The following is a 23062-nucleotide window of genomic DNA, read 5'->3' on the forward strand; positions in this document are numbered from 1 at the left end:
AGTCCCTTCGATTAGCCCTTGGCTGGCTTGGCAGCCTGAGTCTCAGTGCCCTTGTTGCCATTGGCAAAGGCTTTATCCAGCGACTTGCTGATAGTCACCCTGGCGCCTTCCATGGCACAGGCAAGCTTGCCCTCGGCATCATAGAGTGCCACATCGGCGCTGAGTTGACGGCTTGAGTGGGCTTTCACCCACAGACGGATATGGCCGGTTTCGCCGTGGCCAATAACCCGCTGCTGGGTGAGTTTACCAAGGCTGGCTGGCAGGCTGGCCGCATCGTACTTAAGCCGCGCCCACACCAGCAGCGCCTGCAGCAGTGCATCCTGCTGGGCAAGCTCGGCATAATCGGCATCGGTATCCGCGCTGAATGGCAGCGGCAGGGTATAGCTGCAATAAAGGCCTGAATCATCAAAGCGTTGTACATCACCTATGACCTGCAGCGACGGCCCGTGGAACAGGCTGGCGTCCTGGTAGAGTTGGTTGCCGGTGATAACCGGCTTTTTGGCGCTGATGGCCTTGTCGGTGGCTGGGATGCTGGACTCAGCGCCTGCACCGCCGGGGCTTAGATTGGCCTGGTACTGAGGACGGCCATCAGAGTCGATTTGCGCGTTCAGGCCGCTCTGTGTGGCAGTCAGCGTTAAGGTCAGCTGCTTCTCATCGCTGTCGAACACCACCCCTTTGAGCAGGCGATAGTCGGCAATCTGCCAGCCATTGTCTGGCTGCGGGAAGCTGCTATTGGCGGCGCGGCGGATCCAATTCAGGGCACAAACGGTGGGCAGCACGCTGTTGCCGCCAAGTTGGTGATCGGCGAGGATCCCCAATGCCTGGCGCTGTATGCTGCAGCCGATACTGACGCTGTGCCCATCAGGCTTTTTTACTGAAAGCTCTTGCTTGTTGCCCTGCATGCTGGAGCCCACCAAAATCTGGCAGGCGCTGCGGCGCTGCACAGCTTCGGCAAACAGGTTGGCGCCAAGATCCCGCGGGATCACATACACGCCACGCTCCGTGAACATCTTTTTCAGGCTCTCGTTGACCATGCCGCCGTCCCATGGACCCCAGTCGAAGGCCACCACGCGGCGATTGCCGCTGTTGCCCAAACGATGGGCGGCCTTGTTCAGCACTTCGTTGGCCATGGCGTAGTCGCTCTGGCCCTTGTTGCCGTAGAAGCCGGCGGCGGAGGAGAACAGCGCCACTAAGCGCAGGTCCTTAAGCACATCCAGCAGGGCGCGAAGCCCGCCGACCTTGGTGCCAACTACCCGGTTCAGTTCATCCAGGTTCTTGTCCTGAATGAGTTTATCGGCCAGAACCCCGGCGCCATGGATAAGCCCGGTAATTGGGGCGAGCGCCTGGATAGGCGACAGCGTTTGCGCCACCGCAGCGGCACTTGAAACGTCCAGCGCCAGATACTCGGCGCTGGCGCCAACGGCATCAAACCGTTGAACGGCGTTTTGGATCTCGATGGCGCTGATAAGGGGCGCAATCATGGCCTCCACATCTTTGGGCTGTGGCCGCTTACCGCTGGCCAGCAGCTCCTGGATTGCCGCCTGTTTCAGCGCCTTAGCATCCAGCCCTTTGGCCCAGGATGGGAACTCGGCAGCTGGCAGCGCCTTGCTGCGCCCCGCCAGAATAAAGTGCGCGCCGGTTTCTTTGGCAAGTGCCAGGGCACAATCGAGGGTGACCCCTTTCGCGCCCCCGGTCACCAGTATTTTATCTGCGCTGTTTAAGCTGGTTTTGGGGTGTTTTTCAGTCAGTTCGCTGGCAATTAAGCCAAAGCGACCCTCTGAGCTGATGCTCCACTCCAGCTCGGCATTGCTGCCATTATCCACGCCATAGAGGGCATCGATAACGGCATCGGCCAGGGCCGCAGCGTCTAGTTCGGGTGCAACATCAAGGGCGCGGCAATGGGCCGTGGGCCACTCGTGAGCCAGGGTTTTGGTCAGGCCAAACAGCGCCGCCTGATTAAGCTCGAAGGGACTATTGCCAAGACCGAGTTTGCCGTCCATACGCGCAGCGGTAATAAAGGCGCGGCGCTTGTCGCTGCTTGCGCTAAAGCCAGCGGCCAGATGTTTGGCAAACAGGAAGGCCAGTGACACCTTGGCAAAGGCGGAATCGCTGAAATAGCAGCCGTCAGCTTGCTCATTCTTCGACTCATTCTTTGGTTCGTTTTTTGATTCAGCAGTGTCTTGCGGCTGCAGGTGAATAAAGGCAGAGACTTCACCCAAAGAGCGCACCAGTTCGGCAACGGCGTCGTCGCTGTCATCAGTCAGGGTTTGGGCGGCGATACTGGCATCCAGCACCGACTGGGTAGCGAGCGACCTTGGACGCACCACTGTCACTTCAAGCCCTTTACCCGACAGGCGACCTGCCAGCACACCGGCGTTGTGGCCATCATCGAGGATGATCACCCGGCCATTGGCGGCAAACAGGCTGGAAGCCGAGTCGGCCTCGAGTCTATCTGCCGCTGGCAGCTTTTTTAGGCTGACCCCCGTGTGCGGTGCCAGCTCCAGTGCGGTTAGCTCGTCGGCCTGACCTGAGAATTCACTCGGCAGGGAAAAGGTATCGACGATTTGCCCCAGGGTGCGACATTCGGTCAGTGCGGCTGCGTCCACTTCGGCAAGGCCCGGCAATCTGTCCTGAACTGTGCCAAGGATCTCCACCCGTTTAATGGAATCGATACCCAAATCGGCTTCCATGTCCATGGCAAGATCAAGCATATCAACTGGATAGCCCGTTTTCTCAGCCACGACACTCAGCATGGTGTCCAGCACCTGCTGTGGGCTGGGCGCAGGGATTGGCGCTGATATTTCAGTGGCGGCGACCTCGGTTGCCACTTCTGCAACTGAGGATGCTTCAGCTGAGGCTTCAGTTAAGGCTTCGGGGGCTGATGCTTCAGGCTCAGGCGCATCGGTTGCAATAATGGCTTCGGGCTGGAAGGTTTCGGCGACAGCGGCCATCAGGGCTGCGGTTTCTTCGCTCAGATCCTTTTCGGCGCCTGCTGCGTTTTGCTGTTCTGTCACTGCCGCTTGTTCGACTGCCGCTGCCTCTTGTTCGACTGCCGCGGGCGTTACAATTGCTGCTGACTCGCTGGCAGTTGAAACGCCAAAGCAGCCGATGATGTCTGCCAGGGTGCGGCACTCAGCCAGTACGGCAGCATCCAGCTGTGGCAGATTTGGCAGGGCATCCTGCACTGTGCCTAAAATTTCCACCCGCTTGATGGAGTCGATGCCAAGATCTGCCTCCATGTCCATCGACAGTTCCAGCATTTCGGCGGGATAGCCAGTCTTGTCGGCCACCACGGCCAGCATGGTTTGGGTTATCTGGTCTGCGTCCGCAGCACCTGCGTCCACTGCAACTGCGGCTTGTGCTGTTGCAGCCGGTACTTGCACTTGAGCCGCCTCAGTTGCAAGCGGCAGACTGGCACTCATCAGGTTCACGATATCAGCCAGGGTGCGGCACTCGGCCATGGCGGCGGCGTCCAGCTCTGGCAGGCTCGGCAGGGCGTCCTGCACTGTGCCTAAAATTTCCACTCGCTTGATAGAGTCGATACCGAGATCGGCTTCCATGTCCATGGCCAAATCCAGCATCTCGGCGGGATAACCCGTCTTGTCGGCCACCACGGCCAGCATGGTTTGAGTTACGTCGGCTGCAGGGCTCTGATGTTGCGGTGCTTCAGTGGTTGCAGCCGCAGGCAGGCTGGTGCTCATCAGATTGACTATGTCAGCCAGGGTGCGGCACTCGGCCATGGCGGCGGCGTCCAGCTCTGGCAGGCTTGGCAGGGCGTCCTGCACTGTGCCTAAAATTTCCACTCGCTTGATGGAGTCGATACCGAGATCGGCTTCCATGTCCATGGCCAAATCCAGCATCTCGACCGGATAGCCTGTTTTGTCGGCCACCACGGCCAGCATGGTTTGGGTTATCTGGTCTGCGTCCGCAGCACCTGCGTCCACTGCAACTGCGGCTTGTGCTGTTGCAGCCGGTACTTGCACTTGAGCCGCCTCAGTTGCAAGCGGCAGACTGGCACTCATCAGGTTCACGATATCAGCCAGGGTGCGGCACTCGGCCATGGCGGCGGCGTCCAGCTCTGGCAGGCTCGGCAGGGCGTCCTGCACTGTGCCCAGAATTTCTACCCGTTTGATGGAGTCGATACCCAAATCGGCTTCCATGTCCATGGACAGGTCCAGCATCTCGGTGGGATAACCGGTTTTCTCGGCGACTACCTCCAGCATGACCCGCTGAATGTTGGCGCCCGCATTTGTGTCGGCGGCCTGCGCTGCTTGCAACGCTACTGGAGCCTGGACCTGTGCCTGAACAGTGGCTGCTACCGACATGCTCTGTACCGGAGCCGAAGCAGCGCTCTGTACTGGATCCGAAGCAGCGCTCTGGGCAGTTGCCGCTGGCATCACTGTGGCTGCGGCGGGCACTGCTGTTACAGCAGCAGCGCTTACAGGTGCCACGACAATGTTTGAAGGCACATATGCCTGACCGGCAAGGGAGCGCAGCATCTGCTCGCTGCTCGCTGCCTGGGCGCGCATAAACTCGGTGTGAATACGTAAGGTTTCGGCCTGGTGCTGGTGGAACAGCTCCAGCGCCCGCTCGGTGGCAGCGGGTACGCTTTGACCGGCGGCAGCCAGCTCCAGCTGCTTTTGCATCAGTGCCTGCACCCCTTCACCGTATTGGGTGGGAATGGCCAAAAACTGCTGGTGCAGGGCGGCCAATTGCTGCTGGGCGGCAAACAGGGCATCCAGACCGCCTTGGGTCACTTGTGGCGCCTGGCCAACTTGGGAGGCAACGGGGGCCTGAACTGCTGGAGTCTGTGCCCCTGCCTGGATTGCGGGCGCTTCGACGTATTGAGTTTTTTCCACGATTTTCTCTACGATTTCAATTTGTTTGCTGACCTCGCCGTCCTTGAGGGCGGCGGCCATACGCTCGGCCGTAGCCGGGCTTATGTAGTTGCTGGCGCTGAGTTTGATGGTCAGCGCTGACTTGGCCTTTGGTTTGTGAGACAGGTGCTCGCGGTATGGGTCGGGGTTGCCGATGGCAAAACCTGCCAGTGCCAGTTCCAACGCCGCCAGCTTGAGCTTGCTGTCGGCGCGGTGGCTGCCAGCCGATTGTGCCGATTGCGCATCGAGGGACACGATCAGACAGTCTCTGCTGCGCTCACCGAGGATGGCTTCCACCAAACGGCTTAGGGTGTTCTTGGGGCCAAACTCCACAAATACCCGCACGCCGTCGCGGTACAGGCTCTCAATTTGCGACTCGAACTGTACCTGCTCCAGCATTTGCGCCTTGAGGCTTTGCTTAAGGCTTTTGCCATCCAGCGGCCGTTTGTCACCGGAGGCGTTGGCGTACAGGGTGGCCTTGGCATCAATGAAGCGCTCTTTATCGATGGCGGCCGCAAAGGGCGCATGGGCATGGCCGACCAGCGGAGTGTGGAAGGCGCCGGACACAGGTAATTCGATGGCGCGAATGCCTTCAGCGGCAAGGCTGGACACCACAGCCTTTAAGGCATCGGTGGGGCCTGCCAGTACCAGTTGGGTTGGGCTGTTGTGGTTGGCAATGACCACGGCCGGATCTTTTTCAAGCAGCTTGTCGAGCACATTTCTGTGCTGGGGCGATGGCAGAATAACCGCTGCCATGGTGCCGGCATCTTTGCCTTCCGGCACCGAGGCCATGGCATCACCGCGCTCGAATGCAAGTCGGTAGTAGCTGTCTTTATCGATAACGCCGGCGGCGCGAAGGGCTGATAGCTCGCCAAAGCTGTGGCCCGCCACTGCATCGAAGCTAAAACCTGCGGCCTTTAATATTTCAAACTGACCCAGGCTCACGGCGCCGATGGCGCTTTGGGCGAAGCGGGTGTTGGTGAGCGCCGCTTCATCGGCTTTGCGCGACTCAGTATCGAACTTAGGGATAGGGAACACCCGGCTTGATAACTCACCAAAGCCGTGGCGACCGGCATAGCCGCGGCGGGCAAATTCGCCGTCGGCGGCACTGAACTCGGCGCGCATCTCGGGGTAGAGCATCGCCAGCTCGCCGCCCATGTTGAGATATTGGCTGCCTTGTCCGGCAAATAGGGCGGCGACCTTGGCCTTTTTGTCCATGGCGGCGGCTCTGAAACTCATATCCAGGCTGCGCCAGTGCGGCGCGCCAGCGCTGATTTTGCCGATGGCTTCATCCAGGCTGTCTTTGAGCTCCTGGGTGCTTGCTGCCAGCAGGCCAAGGCGGGGCCAGTTGGCATCGATGGTTTCAGCCTTGAGGGTAAAAGGCGCCACCAGTGACTCGAAGCGCTCGTTGCTGCTGCCAAGCTCAAGGCTTAGGGATTTAAGCTCGCCAAGCAGGGCATCCACACTGGGGGCGGCAAACAGCAAGGGCACAGGGGCGGTGCGCAGCCGATAAGGCGTACGGCCATGATCGGGCTGGTATTCTTCCATCACCAGATGGAAGTTGGTGCCGCCAAAGCCGAAGGAGCTGACCGCAGCGCGGCGCGGAATGCCGTCGGGGCGTGGCATCCAGGGGCGCGGCTCGGTGGACAGATAAAACGGCGAGTCTTCTATCGCCATTTTCGGATTGGGTTTGACCACATTGATGGTGGGCGGCAGCACCTTGTGGTGCAGTGCCAGCGCGGCCTTGATAAGCCCGGCGGTGCCTGCGGTGGACTTGGTGTGGCCCACCTGGGATTTTACTGAGCCAAGGGCAATGTGCTGGCGTTCGCTGTTGCCTTCGGACATGACCATATTCAGGCCACCGAATTCGGCCACATCACCTGCGGCTGTGCCGGTGCCGTGGGCTTCCATTAAGCCTAAGGTGTGGGCGGGGAAACCGGCATCATCGTAGGCGCGGCGCAGCGCCTTGGCCTGACCTTCTGGGCGCGGGGCGTAAATGCTCTTGAATTTGCCGTCGCTTGAAGCGCCAACGCCTTTGATTACGGCGTAAATTTTATCGCCGTCGCGCTCGGCATCTTCCAGGCGCTTAAGGGCTATCATGCCGATGCCTTCGCCAATCATCATGCCTTTGGAGTCGGCATCGAAGGGCTTGATTTTCTCATCCACGGTGAAGGCCGGTGTTTTGGAGAAACTCATGTACATGTAGGCGGAGTTGTCAGTGCAGGCGCCGCCGGTGAGCATCATGTCGGCGCGCCCTTCGGTGAGCTCGGTCAGCGCCATGCGCACCGCGGCGAGGGAGCCGGCACAGGCCGCATCCACCACGCAGTTCATGCCGCCCAAATCGAAGCGGTTGGCAATGCGCCCGGCAATCACGTTACCCAGGCTTCCGGGGAAGGAGTTTTCTTCCCAGTGAATGTACTGGCTTTGGAATTTTTTGATCAGCATTTCGCTGTTATCGTCGCTTAAGCCGCTCTCGCGAAACACCTTTTTCAGCACCGGATATTGCAGGCGGGCATTGAGGCTCTGGCTGATTTTTTGGCCGCCGCCTATGCCCAAGGTGATACCGATTTTGTCGCGGTCATGACCCGAGCCTTCGCCGATACCGGCATCTTCCAGTACTTCTTTCGCCACCACCAGTGACAACAGCTGAGCGCTGTCGGTCAGCTCAAGAATATTGGGCGGAAGGCCGAATTCCATTGGGTTGAAATCAACTTCTGGAATAAAGCCGCCACGCTTGCAATAGCTCTTGTCGGCGACCTTTTTGTCGCTGTCGAAGTAGTCGTCCACCAGCCAGCGATCGGCGGGCACCTCGGTGATTGCATCGATTTTATCGACAATCAGATCCCAGAACTCGTTCAAATAGCGGCTGTTGGCAAACAGGCTCGCCATGCCAACGATGGCGATGGGGGTGTCCTTGAGACGCTTGTTAAGGCGCAGGTCCTTGGCGTCGTGAGTCTGGGACTCGCTCATGGGGCAACTCCTGTGGGCGCCGGGTTTGGCGGCGACTTTTTACGGTTTTTGGCGCTCTTTGCATCGGGAAAACGTGCCAAAAAGGTTTGATAGTTACGGGCCAGGATTTTCCTGAGCCTGAAGGGCCCATGGTGCAGCACATGGGTGATGTAACGGTCGGCGGCCTCAATATCGGCATCGCCGCGCTCGTCGGGGTAGATGTCCACATACACCCAGTCGTGGGCGGGCGCCATGCCAATCAGTACCGAGAAGGAGCCTTCCTCTTCCAGTGGCACATGCATGGCTTCAATTTGCACCACGGTTTGCTCGTCTTCCGCAGGCAATTTGAGGGTTTGCGCCAGGGTGTGGCTGTTCAGGGTGTAGCGCTCGGTACCGGCATCGCGGCAAATCGGCAGGCTGGCGAAATGCTTTTCCGGCAGCGATTCGTTGGGGGTGATATCACCCAGCCGGGAAACGCCGTGGCGCTTGAGGCAGCGGGCGAGGCCTGAACGGGACACATTGGGATTGATATGGCGCTGGGTGACTTCGAGCAGCTTATCCAGGGTGAGTTTGAGCTGATATCGCAGGCCCACCACCACGTATTCCTGCACCGGTGTCAGGGTGGTGTTGAGGTGATGGGGCTGATTGGAACTGTCGGTAACAGTGGCGCGGTTTTTCCACTTTCGTACCGTTGCCGGGGTAATGTTGAGCACACGGGCAAGCTCAGCCACCGGCAGCGGTGACTCCTGAATAAAACGGCGCATCTCCACCGTGGTAGTGGCATTGCGGTGGCGGGCACCCTTGGCGGCGCCTTTGGCTTTGTCCGCACTCACGCGGCCTGACTTCCCATATTGCTGTTTTTTATCCTTAAAGAGGGTGTGTATCCGTATGCTGTGGCCAAGAGCGTATCCGTGGGCATCGTCATGCAGCAAACAGATACAAACTGGCGGAACCGGGGCGGCCGCACTGCGAGGTGGCAGCGTACCAAAAATACGCCCGGTTGGGGATACCTCAGTCAATGGGGAAGCAGATTACCTGAGGATGGTAAAAGATACAATCAGGCGGGACTGGGTGGTCTGCTTCTCATACCACTTATGAATCCGCATGAAATATGACCCCAGTCACCTTTTGCCAGCATACTGGGGTCTATACTGCCTCCAATGCCGGATAAAATGTGACACAAGGAGGCCGTTATGGCTGAGTATCAGACTGCGAGGATCCGCAACCTTGCCCTGCTTGGGCATACCGGAGCGGGTAAATCCTCGCTACTCGAGGCGCTTCTCTATGGCGCCAAGGCGATAAGTCAACGTGGCAGGGTGGATAAGGGCACAAATCATGCTGATTTCACTGCCCAGGAAAAAGCCCACCAACACAGTCTCGAACCATCCTTCCTCAATCTCGATTTCGACGCTCACCACATTAATCTGATAGACACCCCCGGACTACCCGATTTCTTTGGCCGCGCACTGTTGCCGCTGCCGGCGGTAGAGTCTGTGCTGTTGGTGGTCAATGCCGCCACCGGTGTTGAGCCGGTAACAGCCCGCGCCTTCGAGGCCGCCCGCGCTCAGGGCAAGGTAGTGTGTGTGTGCGTCAACCATATCGACGGTCACCTCGACCGCTTACCTGCCATTATTGAAGAGCTGCAAACCACTTTTGGTCCGCGTTGTCTGCCGGTCAATCTGCCATCGGCCGATGGCAATGATGTGGTCGATTGCTACCTGCACTGTGAAGAAAACCGCCCGACGCTGTTCTCCTCTGCCGCCTCCGCCCGCGACGAGCTGGTGGACACTGTGCTCGAAGAAGACGAAGAACTGATGACCCTGTATCTGGAGCAGGGCGAAATGCTCAGCGCTGAGCAGCTGCACGAACCGTTGGAAACCGCCCTGCGGATGGGGCATCTGGTGCCTGTGTGTTTCACCAGCGCCGAGCAGGAAGTGGGTATTGCCTCCCTGCTTGAGCTGATGGTGAAGTTGCTGCCAAGCCCGCTGGAAGCCAATCCGCCACAGTTTGTGCGAGGCTTTGGCGAGGGCGCTACGCCGGTTGATGTAACACAAAAGGCCGACGACCACGTTCTGGCGCAGGTATTTCGCGTCGGTATCGACCCTTACTTTGGTCGGGTGGCAGTTTTCCGTCTGTATCAGGGCACCATGCAAAGTGGCATGAAGCTCTTTATCGGCGCCGATCGCAAGCAGGTTAAAGTCGCCCACTTACTGAAATTACAGGGCGCCGAAACCGCCGAAGTGGGCACCGCCGTACCCGGTGATATCTGCGCTCTGTGTAAAATTGATGAGCTGGAAGTAGGCTCGGTGCTGCACGACAGCCACGATGAAGACGAGTTTCACCTGCCTGAGCTTAAGCTGCCACAGCCCATTTTCGGTTTGGCGGTATCGCCCAAGCGCCGTGGGGATGAGCAAAAGATTGCCGAGGTGCTGGCGAAATTGATTGCCGAGGATCCAAGTCTTGCGGTGTCCCAAAACGAAGCCGAGGGCCAGACGGTATTGAGTGGCCTGGGTGATTTGCACCTGCAAATTGCGCTCGAGAAAGCCCAGAGTGTGTTTAAGGTCGACATGGATACCTGCAAGCCCGCGGTGGCCTACCGTGAAACCGTGTGCAAGGCGGCCACCGCCCGTTATCGCCATAAGAAACAGTCAGGTGGTGCCGGCCAGTTTGGCGAAGTGGAGCTTACCGTCGAGCCGCTGCCAAGGGGCAAGGGCTTTGAGTTTGTGTCCAAAGTGGTGGGCGGCGCCGTACCGACTCAGTTTATTCCGGCAGTTGAAAAGGGCGTGCGTGAGGCGCTCAAGGTCGGTCGCCTCGGTGGCTATCCGGTAGAAGATGTGCGGGTCACCCTGCTTGATGGTAAGCACCACAGCGTGGATTCCAAGGAAATCGCCTTTGTTATGGCCGGTAAAAAGGCGTTCTTTGAAGCCTTCTTGCAGGCAAGTCCGGTGATTTTGGAGCCCATGGTGGCCATGGATATTCTGGTCAGTGCCGAGGATGTGGGTGACATCACAGGCGATCTCAGCTCCAGCCGTGCCATGGTTTGCGGTACCGAAGCCAGACGCGATGGCAAGGTGCGGGTGATGGCCGAAGCGCCGCTGGCGACAGTAGATAACTACGCCACCCGGCTTAAATCAATGACCTCGGGCGAGGGCGAATTTACCCTGAGTTTTGCCCGCTACGACATAGTGCCGCCGGCGGTGCAACAAAGCCTGCTGCGCACTATAGAAGATAAAGAGGATTAACAGCAGTATTCGTCTCCTTTCCAAAACCTTTGCGGCGCTTATGGTTAACCCATGCGCCGCTTTTTTATGGCTGATCGTTTCGCGCTTGGGGATCCGGGCAAAGCTTGCCACAATAAGGGCAATTGTTATCTTCTTATGGCCTTTGGATGTCTGCTGACTCAGATGCTCTGCAAATCAACCTGTTACTGACCCTGATAGCGCTGCCGCCACTCGATGGGGAGCCCGGGCAGCTTGATGCTTATCTTGCTCCTTATCTGTATTGGCTCAGCGCCGATGAGCGTGAGCGCAGCCAAAGGGCCAGATTGCCAGGGCTGGCTGCGCGGCAATTGTTGGTGCGTCTTTGCTTAAGGGCTGAGCTTGCCAGACGCACAGGCCAGCCTCCCACGTCGCTGACATTCGACTACGGTCCCCAGGGCAAACCCTCATTGAGCGACGCAGGTATTCACTTCAATATGAGCCACAGCGGTGATTATTTGCTGATAGCCTCTGCCCTCTGCGAAGGCGAAATGCTGCTTGGTGCTGACATAGAACGTAACCGCGCCAACACGGATATAGACGCCATTTATCGCCATTATTTTTCGGCCCCTGAGCAGCAGTATCTAGAGCACCTTGCCGCCGATGCCAAACGGGACGGCTTTTTTGATTTGTGGGCGCTGAAAGAGTCCTACATCAAGGCCACCGGCAAGGGTCTTGCAGAAGGCCTGAAAACCTTTGGTTTCGACTTAGCGGCTGCAAAGTGCTGTCCAAACGACGCTTTCATCCACTTTAACGATGGGCTTGAGGTTCAGCGCTTCTTGGGCGCTGAAACGCAAGTGAGCACAGATTCGAACAGGGCGGCGAGTGCCGAAACCCAAACGGACCCCTATGCGAAATGGCACTGGCAGTCAGCGGTGGGCCAAATCGATTCAGAGTTCAGACTGGCTTACACCCTGGCGAGCCCAACGCCGCGGCGGTGCAGGTTAACCCTCGCCCAACCTCAATGGCAGAGCCTGCTGCAGGATGTAGCGAATAGCGATGCATCCCATGCAGGTGTCAATACCTTGCTGAATACGTGGTGAGGCTGCACCTGTGACGAGCCGGGAAAGCGTATCTCAGTTTGATTTGCTGGTCGTGGGCTCCGGCCCCGGCGGCGCATCCGTTGCCCGCGGGGCTGCCGAGCGCGGCCTTAAGGTATGTCTGCTGGAGTGGGGCAGCAAGGCGCCCCTTAACGGCAGTTTTTCGCAAATGGCGGCCATGGCGGCGGTGCCCGGTAAGGGCGCGTTTTTCCACGCTGACGGGTCGCTGTTGCTGCGGGCTATCACCCTGGGTGGGAGCTCTGCCATCAATTTCGCCACCATCATGGACCCGCCCGACTGGTTTAACGACTATGGCATTGATCTTAAGCCCCATGTGGCCAGGGTACGCGCACTACTGCCAGCGCATTTGTTACCGGATGAGCTGATTGGTCCGCTGGCAAAACGCATCGCCCAGGGGGCAGCTTCTCTGGGACAGTCATGGCAGAAGCTGGAAAAACTTATCCGGCCAGCACTTTGCCGTACCGATTGCCACCGCTGCGGCTATGGTTGCCCATACGGCGCCAAGTGGAGCGCGAGGGATTTTGCCCATGAGGCGGCGCAGCTTGGTGCCGTTTTGCATACCAATGCCAAAGTCACCCGGGTATTGCAGCAAAATGGACACGTCATTGGCGTTGAATGTCGCCAGGCGAGCCGCCGTGTGCACTTGAAGGCTCCGAAGGTGGTATTGGCTGCGGGAGGCATAGGCTCAGTGCAGCTGTTGCAGCAGGCAGGCTTTAGCGAGGCAGGCTGTGGCTACTTTGTTGACCCTGTGATTGCGGTGATGGGCAGCTTGCCGGCATCGATTGCCGGGGACATAGGCGCCAGCGGCCGTGAAGTGCCCATGACCCAGGGGATGTACCTGCATCAAGCCGGGGTATCCCTTGCCGATCTGGCGCTGCCAAAGCCGCTGTTTCAGGCCTTTTGTGCTCAAAAGGGAAGGCTCGATAAGCTTTCAAGCCATGGCAACACCTTAAGCATCATGGTGAAGATTCGTGATGACTTAGGTGGCCGTATTGGCAAGCATTGGCTGAATAAGCCGCTGACGGAGCAAGATAAAGCCAAATTCAACCAGGGCGTGGCGCTGGCAACGGAGATTTTGAAAGCGGCAGGCGCTGACAATGTATTTAAAAGCCATCATTTTGCGGCGCATCCGGGTGGCGGCGCTGCCATTGGCAAACTGGTCGACAGCGAGCTTGAGACTGAACTGCAAGGGCTTTATGTCTGCGATGCCTCGGTTATCCCGCGCCCCTGGGGGTTGCCGCCAAGCTTAACCCTGATGAGTCTTGGCGAGCGCCTGGCATCGAGACTTGCGGCTGTGGGTTAGCCGCCTGCCACGGAAATAAAAAACGCAGCCTTGGCTGCGTTTTTTGATGGGGTTTAATCTTACTGGCGTGCCAGACGATTGTTTTCCGGCAGCTGCTCGAAGTCACTGCGAAACGGATTGATATCCAAACCACCACGGCGGGTATAGCGGGCAAACACGGTCAGTTTGCTGCAACCACAGTAGCGCTTCAGATCGGTGAAGATCCGCTCGACACATTGCTCGTGAAATTCATTGTGCTGGCGGAAGGAAATCAAATAGCGCAGCAGTTTTTCACGGTCAATTTTCGGCCCCTGATAACGGATCATCACGCTGCCCCAGTCAGGCTGGGAGGTAATGAGGCAGTTGGACTTCAGCAGGTTGGAGTTTAAGGTCTCCGCCACCAACTGCTTGTCGTCTGTGCTGTCGTTCAGATAATCAGGGTTGAATTCATAGTCTTCGACTTCGATGTCCAAATCGTCAATGCAGGTACCGGGCAGCTCAACGATGCGCTCAAGGCCAAACTGCTTGGGCTCAATCACCTTCACCTTGGCCAGGCCCTTGGCACAGGCTGCCAGGTCTTTTTCCAGGGTTTCGGCCACAGCTTCAATGGACTCGAAACGGGTCTGATTGAAACTGTTGAGATACAGCTTGAATGACTTGGACTCAATCAGGTTTTCACTGTTGACATCCAATTGCAGTTCAAGCAGCGCCACCATGGGCTTGCCTTTGGCGTTGAGCCAGGACAATTCATAGCCGGTCCACAGATCGGTGCCGTGGAAAGGCAGTTCGCCGTTAAGGGCGATGGCATCCCGATTGAGTTTACGGGGAACCCCTTGCAGCAGCGAAGGAGCGTACTCGGCCTGATATTCGGTAGCCTGACCCAGAGTCAGCCCCGCAAGCTCGGCGGCCCCGCTATAGGGATCGTGATTTCGTGTCATCAAACATCTTTCCGTGTCAAAATAGGCGCACATTATACCCTAATTTGGACGGTTCTTAAGTGTCTTGTCTGGCAGCTCTGACAAAATTTCATAAATCCTACGCCCAGGCGTTTTTGGACAGGCTGGGAGAGCAACCCCGCTGTTATGCCCATGGTCGACCATCGCCCTGCCTGGTTGACGGGCAGGATCTGGACAGCGATGAGCCAGTACTGTGGCAATGGGCGTCGCGGGAAGCGGCTGCTAACTTCGACAATTTAAGCCATGCGATGGAGTTTGAGCTTCATGGCGATATCAATGATTTTTACGGCCACGGCTTTGCAGGCCCGTTGCAGTTTGATTCTCCGTGGGGGGAAGGCGAGCTGATCCAGCCCTGGAATGAAGATGACTTTGTGCTTTTGCAGCAAAACCTGCTGGGGCATCTGATGATGAAAAAGCAGCTTAAGCAGGGGCAAACCTGGTTTGTTGGCCTGATTGGCGATGATGAAGAAATGCTGACCATCAATAACGACGATGGCAGCGTATGGCGCGAAGTGGCAGGCAATGTGCCCCATGAGCGTCTGGCAGATAACCTGGCGGAGTTTATCGCTAAGCTGAGCCCCCGGGTTGCACCGCCAAGCGTGTTTGTCGAGCCGCAGCCAATGATTGCCGATCATCAAGGTATTTTTGCCAGCATGAAACGCATGTGGCGCAATCTTGTTGGCCGCTGAAGCCGTGATGAAAAAAGGCGCCTCGGGGCGCCTTTTTTATTGTGGGTGGCTGCGATGCCGCAAGCCCGTTACTGATAATCCCAGGAAAGATTGGATACGATACGGCAGGGCTCGCAGCGAAAGTGGAACATGTCGAGCAGTGGCTCATCGAGGCGCCACTCGTGGCTGCCACAGCGGGGGCAGGGGCGTTCCCGCTCGCTGGCCAAACTGGTTCCGCCTACCCGATACAGATAGTAATAGGTGGGGATTTTGGTGAGGTACTCAAGCCTACCACGCAAGTCCCAGCCTCGGCGGAACAGGTCGCTTTCTGTGGTGCTGATTTCCTCCAGAGCGGCAAATTCAGCCTTGGTGCCTGAGGCCATTTGCAGTTCATCACAGGCCTGCCATTCGGTTTGCCAACGAATGAGCTGCTTATGATCGCCATTAAAGCTGGCGGGCAGTCGGTAAAGCGGAATGGGCAGCAGATTATCACCGCTTCGCACCGGCGAGCACATATGCACATAGCTGGTGTACAGCAGTTGCCAGCTGGACTCGCCTTCGAAGCTCTCGTTGGCATTGATGTCCTGCCCCTGAAGTTTTTCGCGCGGAGGCAACAGCTTGGCATCGGTCAGCGCTTTTAATGCGGCCTTGGCCCAGGGGCTGTTGTGGCGGTTGGCGAGGCTGTCCGGCGCTGGCAGCATCAGCCTGGCACGAAACTCACCTTCGTGAAAACTCACCGCAAATTCGCGACCCAGCACCTGGCCATTGGCGCGCCAAGCTTCCAGTAAATGGTTAATTGCACCTTGGGCGGCGCTGAGGGTGGTGTCGGCAAAACACTCAAATCGCACTTCGGTGACGAACATCAGTTACCGCTCCCTTCGAGACGTTCAAGCCTGGCAGCCAGGGTCTGACACAGGGCTTCAAGCTCGGTAACACGCAGCGTAAGGGCTGTGAGTTCATCGGGCGTTTCGGTGGCTTTTGCTGGCATCTGTACGGCCTGCAGTCTGGCTTTTTCGTCCTGAGACAGGTTTTTGAACTGCTGCAGCCCTTTGACGATAACAGGCAGTGGCAATGGCGTCGGCAAATTGGCCTTTATCAGGGCGATGCTGGGTTCCTGGCCCTTTTCTTCCAGCATGCGCGCGGCCGCAAGCACCTGTTCGATTTGACTCATAATTGGTGAAATTCCTCAATCACATTCAGAGGGTGATTTGATAAGTCATTAATATTCAGTTGGTTATGTCTTGGCCTGCTTTTTGCTGTAATCCGGCCTCAATGGCGGTGATTTTATCACAGCCCTTACAATAAGGAGAAAGGAATGAAAGCGGTTTATTTAAGTGCAGTATTGGCCACGACTCTGGCGCTGGGTGGATGTGTGGTGAATGTGAAGGATGGCAACGATGCTTATCAGGATTGGCAGCAAGTTGAGCAGCAAAATCGCGAGCACTTGTCACGTTTGTCGCTGGGGATGGCCAAGGCTGATGCACTGACGCTGATGGGCCGTGCCGACTTCCATGAGGCTTGGAGTGACAATGGCAAGGAGGTGCAGGTATTTTACTTCCGCACCAATCGCATTCATGGTGACGGTACCACGACCAAGGAAGAGTGCACGCCGGTGGTTTTCCACAACGACCGTCTGGTCGGTTGGGGCGCTACCGCCCTGGCCAAGGGATAGTTATTTCCTGAGCTGGGTATCCAGGAGGTCGACAAGCTCTGACCAATTGCTGTCGGCTTCCAACGCCTCTTTTAAAAACGCCGCCTGCGCTGGACTCCAGAAGCTGGCTTGCCAGATGGTGTCGGCGGCTGCCAGCTGATGTGATGCAATAAACTCATTGATGGCCTGCTCGGTGTTATCCAGTCCGAGCTGTTCGAATAAATGGCCTAAATCCACCGGTGTGGTGTCCATGTGTTATCCCCCTATATTTCCCTTCTTTAGCTGACCAACAGCGACTGATCCACTCTACTCAGTATTTGTGCTGCCTGCTGCATTAATCATTGATTGGCGGGGGACAAAAGGCAACTCTGATTAATAATTGCACTTTTTGTGTGGATTGCTACATTGGGTAAGGTTTGATCTGGATCAAGGAATAACAATAATGGAAAACCAGACTCAGGACAGCTACAAAGCCGTTTATCTTACCGCAGAAGACCTGCGGGTAGCGGCGTCCATTCTCTACAACGCCTACCACGATGACCCCTTTTTTATGCAAGCGCTTGGACATGAAGACAAGGTGTCTTACGAGCAAAAATTGCGTGCCGCAATCCGTGAAGAGTTAAATGAATTGTGGCAACAGGAACAGACTTTGGTGGGATGGTTCGATGAAGAACGTCTTATCGGTGTGGCCTGTGTGGTGAAACAGCAAGTGGGCCTTGGCGAAGCCAAAAACTGGCACTGGCGGCTGAAAATGCTGCTGGGAACCGGCTGGCAGTCCACCCAGATGATGCTGAAAAAAGAAGCCAGCATTGTGGAGCATCTACCAGGCAAGGCCTGCGGTATTTTGCAGTTTATTGCTCTTGCCCCCAGCGAGCAGGGGAAAGGCCATGGCGCACAACTGCTGCGAGCGGTGCAGTCCTGGTGTGACGATCAGCCTGAGCTTGATGGAATTGGGGTGTTTGTCAGCCAGGATGCGCATCAGCATCTCTTCGTCAGTCAGGGATTCGAAAGCCTGGGCCCTCTCAGCCTTGGAAAGGTCGACGGCGAGCTGCTGTTTTATCGGAGGCAACACTATGCCTGAGCGATTTCAATCGTTTCGGGAGTTTTATCCCTATTATTTGAGCGAACACGCAGATCCCCGTTGCCGGGCGTTGCATTATCTGGGGTCTTCGCTGGTGCTGGCGGCGCTCGGGTATTTGCTCATCAGTGGCAACTGGGCACTGTGGTGGATGCTGCCCCTGATTGGCTACGGTTTTGCCTGGGTTGGCCACTTTGTGTTTGAGAAGAATCGCCCAGCTACATTCAGGTATCCCTGGTACAGTTTTTTGGGCGATTGGTTGATGTGGTGGCAGTTTATCACCGCCAAAAGGCGGTAAGATTTTACCGGTTACCGTTTGTCCTACAGTGCGTGTGAGACATATCTCACACGCACTGTAGGACAACATGAAAAGATAACGGGTGTTCGCTCTGCATCAGAGATTAAAAGTTTAATTAAATCAAATTCATTTCTAAATTTCCCTCCTCAATCGACCTCATGTTTACAAACAGAAATATTCTGTAATACCTCTAAAGTAGTCCTCCTTTGGTAAACTGTATTTGCAGTCGAGGGAAAGACGGCAAAGATGACAAGGATGGTCAGTTTTTCGGGAGCCAGTGACGGCTCCGCTTCCCGGCAGGATGTTCGGGAGATCAAGGCTGATAGGACAAGGCAAGATGCCTTAGTCAGGATGACATCAGGGACGGCACAGGACAGGTTCAGGATGAACATCTACCGATAACGGACGTATCGGTACAGGGAGTCAGTAACGCAGGGATCAGCTTGCAGGATGCGATTCAGGAAAGGGCTCATGGATGCAGCCGGTTCGGCACAATGGAGTGGCCGGTCAAAGGATTGAGTACGCAAGTACAGGGATAAGATGCTGGAAGCCAGGAAATGCAGGACGCATACAGACGCAAGGATGGTGCAGGGAGCACAAATTAGCGGGATGGCTAACAAGGTAAAAATGGGGCGCGCCTTAAGAGACGCGCCCTTTTTCTTTTCTGCGACGTTCAAACTTCCTACGCTGTAACGGCCGTTGATTGAGCTTGGTATGATGTCGGCTCTGTCTGCTTTTTTTAGCCTTCTGGGCTCATTAGTACAAAGACTTCAGCGCTTTGCCGCCTCGGATTTTTCTATCGTTAAAGCACAGAAGCACAGAAGCACAGAAGCACAGAAGCACCAAAGCACCAAAGCACCAAAGCACCAAAGCACCAAAGCACCAAAGCACCAAAGCACCAAAGCACCAAAGCAAAAGGCCGCGGTGTGCCCAGGTCTGAATTTCTCTCATCCGTTGTTTACATAGCGCTTGAGAGTGTATCGGTGACATCGACAAACCTGAGTACGAGTACCGCAGGTCGCAGACACATAAGCACCGGACTCCATTAGGCAAATCCTTGGGTAAACAGGGGGGAATGCAGACTGAGGAGTCAAGCTGTTGCAAACTTGATACCTCGTACGGTTAACGCCTCAGAACATTGTAGGCTGTAAGTTGCCAACGGAGCTGGCTTTAGCTGGGATGGATGGCGAATTTGCCGACGAAATTCGAGTGCCTGTCAGCTTTGCTACAACCCGTGTGAGACATTTCTCACATCTTGCGTAAGACATAGGGATTAACCTTTGCTCTACATCTCGTCAGAGTAGGTTATATCCATTTATATACAACAACTTATGATTAAGTATGTCGTGGATTACATTGGTAGATGTAAATTCAGTGTGATTTTTGAGCAACAAGGTTTCGGCACTTACCGTAGAATTCAAATTGTCGAAGGACAGACAACGGCAAAGGATGCTGAGTCAGGATGACGACAGGACTCCTCCACGGAAAGGGGGAACTGGTACAGGAAGTATCAGCCAGGGAAGATTATCACAGGATGTGCCGACAGGAAGTCGGAACAGCGGCAAAGGAAGCCAGAACTCTCCAGGAAAGTTTACGTGCCCCGGATGGCGCAAGACATGGATTGTTGAGTATGGATACTCATCAGGGATGAATGAAGGACACGCTCACGGATGGAGCAGGCTCGGTCAAGGGATAACCGGGTGAGAAGGAAAGTACGCAAGTACAGGGACAAGCAAGGGAAAGACAAGGACGACGCAGGACGCGACTCATACGCATGGATGGTGCAGGGAGCACAACAATAGCCGGATGGCTTAACAGAGAAACAGATGGGTGCGGTTCGAAAGAGCCGCACCCTTTCTTATTTCTGCACCTTATCTGTTACTTGCATTGCTGCCAGTGCATGGATGTTGTGTTTCTAAAGCCGCGCAGCGTGCGGTGAATTTCTGCGCGCGAGTTGTCGGCACCTATCTGCTTTGTTTTTGCTAATGCTCTGTGCCTGGGATCAGCTCCTAAAGCATCACTATGGAGCGTAGATAAGGATCGTTGATACAAAAAGCGGGCCTGAGCCCGCTTGATGTTGTTATCGGCAGCTGCCGGAATTGCAACTGCTCTTCGAGCCACAGCCGCCGCCAAGCGAACCCCTCGCCGTAGGGGCCTCGTGCCACTCGGGCTCAGGAAAAATAGGCCATTCAATCTTTTGGATCTTTTTACCCAGCATCTGAATATGACCGCGGTACTGATTGATACCGTCAGTGGAAAACTCGAACAGGTAAGTGGCCTTCCAGCCAATACCTGTGCTGGCACCCAATGTGGGTCTCGCGTTCAGTTGTGCCACCGCCAGCAGTTGCACCTTTTGGCGTTTGCACTCTTTTTCCGCAAACAATCTGGCCAACTCCGCCATTTGTCGTAACTGCCAGAAAAAAGCCGCCACCAGGGCAACACCAAGAAGTAAAAGCAAATCTGTCATCATGATTTGGTCGCCTTGAACAGTCCACCGATAGCCCGGGACAGGGTATCGCTGCGATTGGGATCCCGAATGGCCATCAGCATTGCTGTGCGCAGCGCCGGGATAGCCACAATATCAGCAAAGACTTGATTGAAAAAGTCTTGTTGTGTCAGAGCCAGGGCTTCAAGGAAGGTTTTGCGACAGCTGTCATCCCGCAGCGCCAGCCAGTTGCGACCGGCGATGCACACCAGCACTTCTTCAGTGAGCAGTTTCTTGGCTGCCAGTTGTGTCACAGCTTGAATCGACGCATCAGCTTTGCTGCCAAGGGCGCGCAGGAAAAAAATCTGCCGTGCATCCCTGTGCTCTGCCAACCCCTCCAGCAGTGCCTCAGTCACCGCCTCAGGGATCAGCACATGTTCCAGACACTGACACAGGGCGATTTGCACTTCGGCAGGAGCTTCCTTCAGTGAGCGAACCACCATCGCCTCGTGATCGAGTTCAGACAGCCTGACACTGATATCAGCAAGTCCCTGAAAGCCCACATTTGGCCAGTGCTCAGCAGGCAGTTGGCCGCTTAAATATTGCGCCGCAAACTCATACTGCGCAGAGGCGGGGCGGCCCAGATGCCGACGCACCAAGGCGTTAAATACCGCCAGCTTTTCCTGGGTGGGCTTGAAGCTGAAAGGATGGTTGGCCATCTTCTGCTGCTCTTCCTCACTCAGGGTGCGGGTTAAATCCTGACCAAGCGCCTCCAAAATCATTTGAATGAACTGACTGCGGGGGGCAGGGCTCAACAGGCCGCGCTCATCCAGAGGTAAGCTGATAAACCAGACAAAATGCTGCTCGCTGGCATCCCAGAATACCAGGGCCATCTTGGCATGACCTTGAATGGGGTAAGGGTAGGGCGCTTGTAAGGCTTCAATTTGGGCAAAAGCCATGGCATCGATATGCTGAACCCGGCGGCCAAGGTCGTAAACCTGGAACTGCGTTTTGGCGGTGGAAAGAAACTGACTGATGCTGGTGATTTCTGCCATGAGGCTGCGGCCCTTGCTATGTGTTCTGCCCGTTGACGGGGGAATTCGCAAAGGCGCCATTATAGGGATAAGCAGCTCAAGATGGTACACTTGCGGTTTTCATTGTGGTTTGCCCTTATGCCTTATACCTCTGTTTTGTTGTTGCTGAATGAGCTTGAGCATGCTTTGCACCGGGCGGGGCTGTGGCACTCGGTCGCGCCCAAGCCGCAAGCCCTGGCAAGCACAGCGCCTTTTTGCTGCGACACCATGAGCTTCGATGCCTGGTTGCAGTTTATTTTTTTGCCCAGATTCACCGCGCTGCTTGAAAGCGGCCAGCCGCTGCCAGCCATGGCACTGGCGCCAATGGCTGAACATGTATGGGGCCAGCAGGTTGAATTTGCTGAGTTAATTTCTGTAATTACCCGATTGGATGACGCCGTCAATGCAGCATGATGTTCCACCCGGCAGCGCCGAGCTTGCCTTTGCCGATATCGCCCCCGAGATTGAAATTCTGTTCGAAGATGAGGCGCTGGTGGCTATCCACAAGCCTGCGGGCTTGCTGGTGCATCGCACCTATCTTGCCCGTAAAGAGCATTGGTTTGCGATGCAGTTGACCCGGGATAAGGTGGGTTGCCATGTGTTTCCGGTGCATCGTCTCGACCGTCCAACCTCGGGCGTGCTGCTGTTTGGCAAGTCCAGTGCTGTGGCAAATCACCTCTGTGGTCAGTTTGCCAGCCACAGTATTCGCAAGCACTATCTGGCGCTGGTGCGCGGCAATATGCATGAAGCCGGACTGCTGGATTACCCACTCAAAGAGGAACTGGATGAGCTGGCCGATAAAGACGTCGACCCTGACAAACCTGCTCAGGATGCCATCACCGCCTACCGGCCGCTGCTGAACAGTGAAATCCCCTACTCATCGGGGCGTTACCCGAGTAGCCGTTTTGCCTTGATGCACCTTGAGCCCCAAACCGGGCGCAAGCATCAGTTAAGACGCCATATGGCGCATCTGCGTCATCCCATAGTGGGCGACACCACCCACGGTGATGGCAAACAAAACCGCTTCTTCAGGGAGCATTTTGGGGTAAACCGGCTGTGGTTGATTGCCAAGCGGCTGGAAATTACTCATCCACTGACAGGACAGCCGTTGGCAATTGAAACGGAACTCGAGCCCGAGTGGCTCAGCATTTTTGAGGGACTTGGCTGGGATGAGGCAAGTCTGTCACCGGACTCACCTCTGATTATTGCGTAACTGCCGGACTATTGCATAATCGCAGGATTTTTTCGTCACTGCCTGATTCTTTCGTAACTGCCTGACTATGCGGCCTATGCGATTTTGATTGGGATTAGCCCTGATTTTTTATCCGGGCTTTCAGTTCGGCCAGGCTGACAAATCCGGCCACCTGAGTATGGGGCATATCGGGCCACAGCCGCTGGCTTTGAAAATATTGGCCTCGCCTGTGTTTACAGGCCCTGTGTTGCTTTTTGCGGCAGCTTGGTTGCATGGCGTTATTTCCCGTAGCACG

18 protein-coding genes are annotated in these 23062 nt (G+C 56.2%); 9 read left to right on the forward strand and 9 right to left on the reverse strand.

Annotated elements, in window-relative coordinates; all coding sequences use genetic code 11:
- Nucleotides 1-11 precede the first annotated feature (11 nt).
- Nucleotides 12-7847: a type I polyketide synthase gene (locus MJ923_RS04320; protein ID WP_240590040.1), complete on the reverse strand. Its 7836-nt coding sequence runs from the start codon at nt 7845-7847 to the stop codon at nt 12-14.
- The gene (locus MJ923_RS04325; protein ID WP_240590041.1) at nt 7844-8659 is read right to left on the reverse strand and encodes a transcriptional regulator; all 816 of its coding nucleotides are present in this window, start codon (nt 8657-8659) and stop codon (nt 7844-7846) included. The genes MJ923_RS04320 and MJ923_RS04325 overlap by 4 nt, the downstream gene beginning before the upstream one ends.
- A gap of 360 nt (nt 8660-9019) precedes the next feature.
- Here MJ923_RS04325 and fusA point away from each other — a divergent pair, with 360 nt between their 5' ends.
- From fusA to MJ923_RS04340, 3 genes are all read left to right on the forward strand, one after another.
- Nucleotides 9020-11068, forward strand: coding sequence for an elongation factor G (gene fusA, locus MJ923_RS04330; protein WP_240590042.1), 2049 nt, complete (start codon nt 9020-9022; stop codon nt 11066-11068).
- A gap of 146 nt (nt 11069-11214) precedes the next feature.
- Nucleotides 11215-12126: a 4'-phosphopantetheinyl transferase family protein gene (locus MJ923_RS04335; RefSeq protein ID WP_240590043.1), complete on the forward strand. Its 912-nt coding sequence runs from the start codon at nt 11215-11217 to the stop codon at nt 12124-12126.
- 10 nt (nt 12127-12136) lie between these two features.
- Nucleotides 12137-13447, forward strand: a complete 1311-nt coding sequence (locus MJ923_RS04340) for an FAD-dependent oxidoreductase (protein ID WP_240590044.1) — start codon at nt 12137-12139, stop codon at nt 13445-13447.
- 59 nt (nt 13448-13506) lie between these two features.
- On the opposite strand, the gene queF is transcribed toward MJ923_RS04340, so the two are convergent.
- Nucleotides 13507-14364, reverse strand: a complete 858-nt coding sequence (gene queF / locus MJ923_RS04345) for an NADPH-dependent 7-cyano-7-deazaguanine reductase QueF (protein WP_240590045.1) — start codon at nt 14362-14364, stop codon at nt 13507-13509.
- Between the two features lie 59 nt (nt 14365-14423).
- Between queF and syd the strand changes: the two genes are divergently transcribed.
- A complete protein-coding gene (gene syd / locus MJ923_RS04350) occupies nt 14424-15071 on the forward strand; it encodes a SecY-interacting protein (RefSeq protein ID WP_240590046.1) in 648 nt (215 codons plus the stop codon).
- 68 nt (nt 15072-15139) lie between these two features.
- On the opposite strand, the gene MJ923_RS04355 is transcribed toward syd, so the two are convergent.
- Nucleotides 15140-15913 carry a Zn-ribbon-containing protein gene (locus MJ923_RS04355; protein WP_240590047.1) on the reverse strand — a complete coding sequence of 258 codons (774 nt, stop codon included), beginning with the start codon at nt 15911-15913 and terminating at the stop codon, nt 15140-15142.
- A complete protein-coding gene (locus MJ923_RS04360) occupies nt 15913-16221 on the reverse strand; it encodes a hypothetical protein (protein ID WP_240590048.1) in 309 nt (102 codons plus the stop codon). The genes MJ923_RS04355 and MJ923_RS04360 overlap by 1 nt, the downstream gene beginning before the upstream one ends.
- Before the next feature lie 144 nt (nt 16222-16365).
- On the opposite strand from MJ923_RS04360, the gene MJ923_RS04365 reads away from it, so the two are divergent.
- The gene (locus MJ923_RS04365) at nt 16366-16722 is read left to right on the forward strand and encodes a DUF3192 domain-containing protein (protein ID WP_126166253.1); all 357 of its coding nucleotides are present in this window, start codon (nt 16366-16368) and stop codon (nt 16720-16722) included.
- Here MJ923_RS04365 and MJ923_RS04370 read toward each other — a convergent pair whose 3' ends face one another.
- Nucleotides 16723-16953 (reverse strand): DUF2789 domain-containing protein, encoded by a 231-nt coding sequence (locus tag MJ923_RS04370; protein WP_240590049.1) that lies wholly within the window; start codon nt 16951-16953, stop codon nt 16723-16725.
- Nucleotides 16954-17143: 190 nt separating this feature from the next.
- Between MJ923_RS04370 and MJ923_RS04375 the strand changes: the two genes are divergently transcribed.
- A complete protein-coding gene (locus MJ923_RS04375; protein ID WP_126166255.1) occupies nt 17144-17782 on the forward strand; it encodes a GNAT family N-acetyltransferase in 639 nt (212 codons plus the stop codon).
- Nucleotides 17775-18077: an Mpo1-like protein gene (locus tag MJ923_RS04380; protein ID WP_240590050.1), complete on the forward strand. Its 303-nt coding sequence runs from the start codon at nt 17775-17777 to the stop codon at nt 18075-18077. Before MJ923_RS04375 ends, MJ923_RS04380 begins: the two co-directional genes overlap by 8 nt.
- Nucleotides 18078-20157: 2080 nt before the next feature.
- Here the strand turns inward: MJ923_RS04380 and MJ923_RS04385 are convergent.
- Both MJ923_RS04385 and MJ923_RS04390 read right to left on the reverse strand, forming a co-directional pair.
- Nucleotides 20158-20547: a DUF3301 domain-containing protein gene (locus MJ923_RS04385; protein ID WP_240590051.1), complete on the reverse strand. Its 390-nt coding sequence runs from the start codon at nt 20545-20547 to the stop codon at nt 20158-20160.
- The gene (locus MJ923_RS04390; RefSeq protein ID WP_240590052.1) at nt 20544-21557 is read right to left on the reverse strand and encodes a DUF3549 family protein; all 1014 of its coding nucleotides are present in this window, start codon (nt 21555-21557) and stop codon (nt 20544-20546) included. Before MJ923_RS04390 ends, MJ923_RS04385 begins: the two co-directional genes overlap by 4 nt.
- A gap of 117 nt (nt 21558-21674) precedes the next feature.
- Here MJ923_RS04390 and MJ923_RS04395 point away from each other — a divergent pair, with 117 nt between their 5' ends.
- Both MJ923_RS04395 and truC read left to right on the forward strand, forming a co-directional pair.
- On the forward strand, nt 21675-21989 hold the full coding sequence (locus MJ923_RS04395) for a YqcC family protein (protein ID WP_240590053.1): 315 nt from the start codon (nt 21675-21677) through the stop codon (nt 21987-21989).
- A complete protein-coding gene (truC, locus tag MJ923_RS04400) occupies nt 21979-22788 on the forward strand; it encodes a tRNA pseudouridine(65) synthase TruC (RefSeq protein WP_240590054.1) in 810 nt (269 codons plus the stop codon). The genes MJ923_RS04395 and truC overlap by 11 nt, the downstream gene beginning before the upstream one ends.
- Before the next feature lie 94 nt (nt 22789-22882).
- On the opposite strand, the gene MJ923_RS04405 is transcribed toward truC, so the two are convergent.
- Nucleotides 22883-23041 carry a hypothetical protein gene (locus MJ923_RS04405; RefSeq protein ID WP_164551134.1) on the reverse strand — a complete coding sequence of 53 codons (159 nt, stop codon included), beginning with the start codon at nt 23039-23041 and terminating at the stop codon, nt 22883-22885.
- Nucleotides 23042-23062 lie beyond the last annotated feature (21 nt).

The organism is Shewanella zhuhaiensis (assembly GCF_022484835.1).
Lineage (GTDB): Bacteria > Pseudomonadota > Gammaproteobacteria > Enterobacterales > Shewanellaceae > Shewanella > Shewanella khirikhana.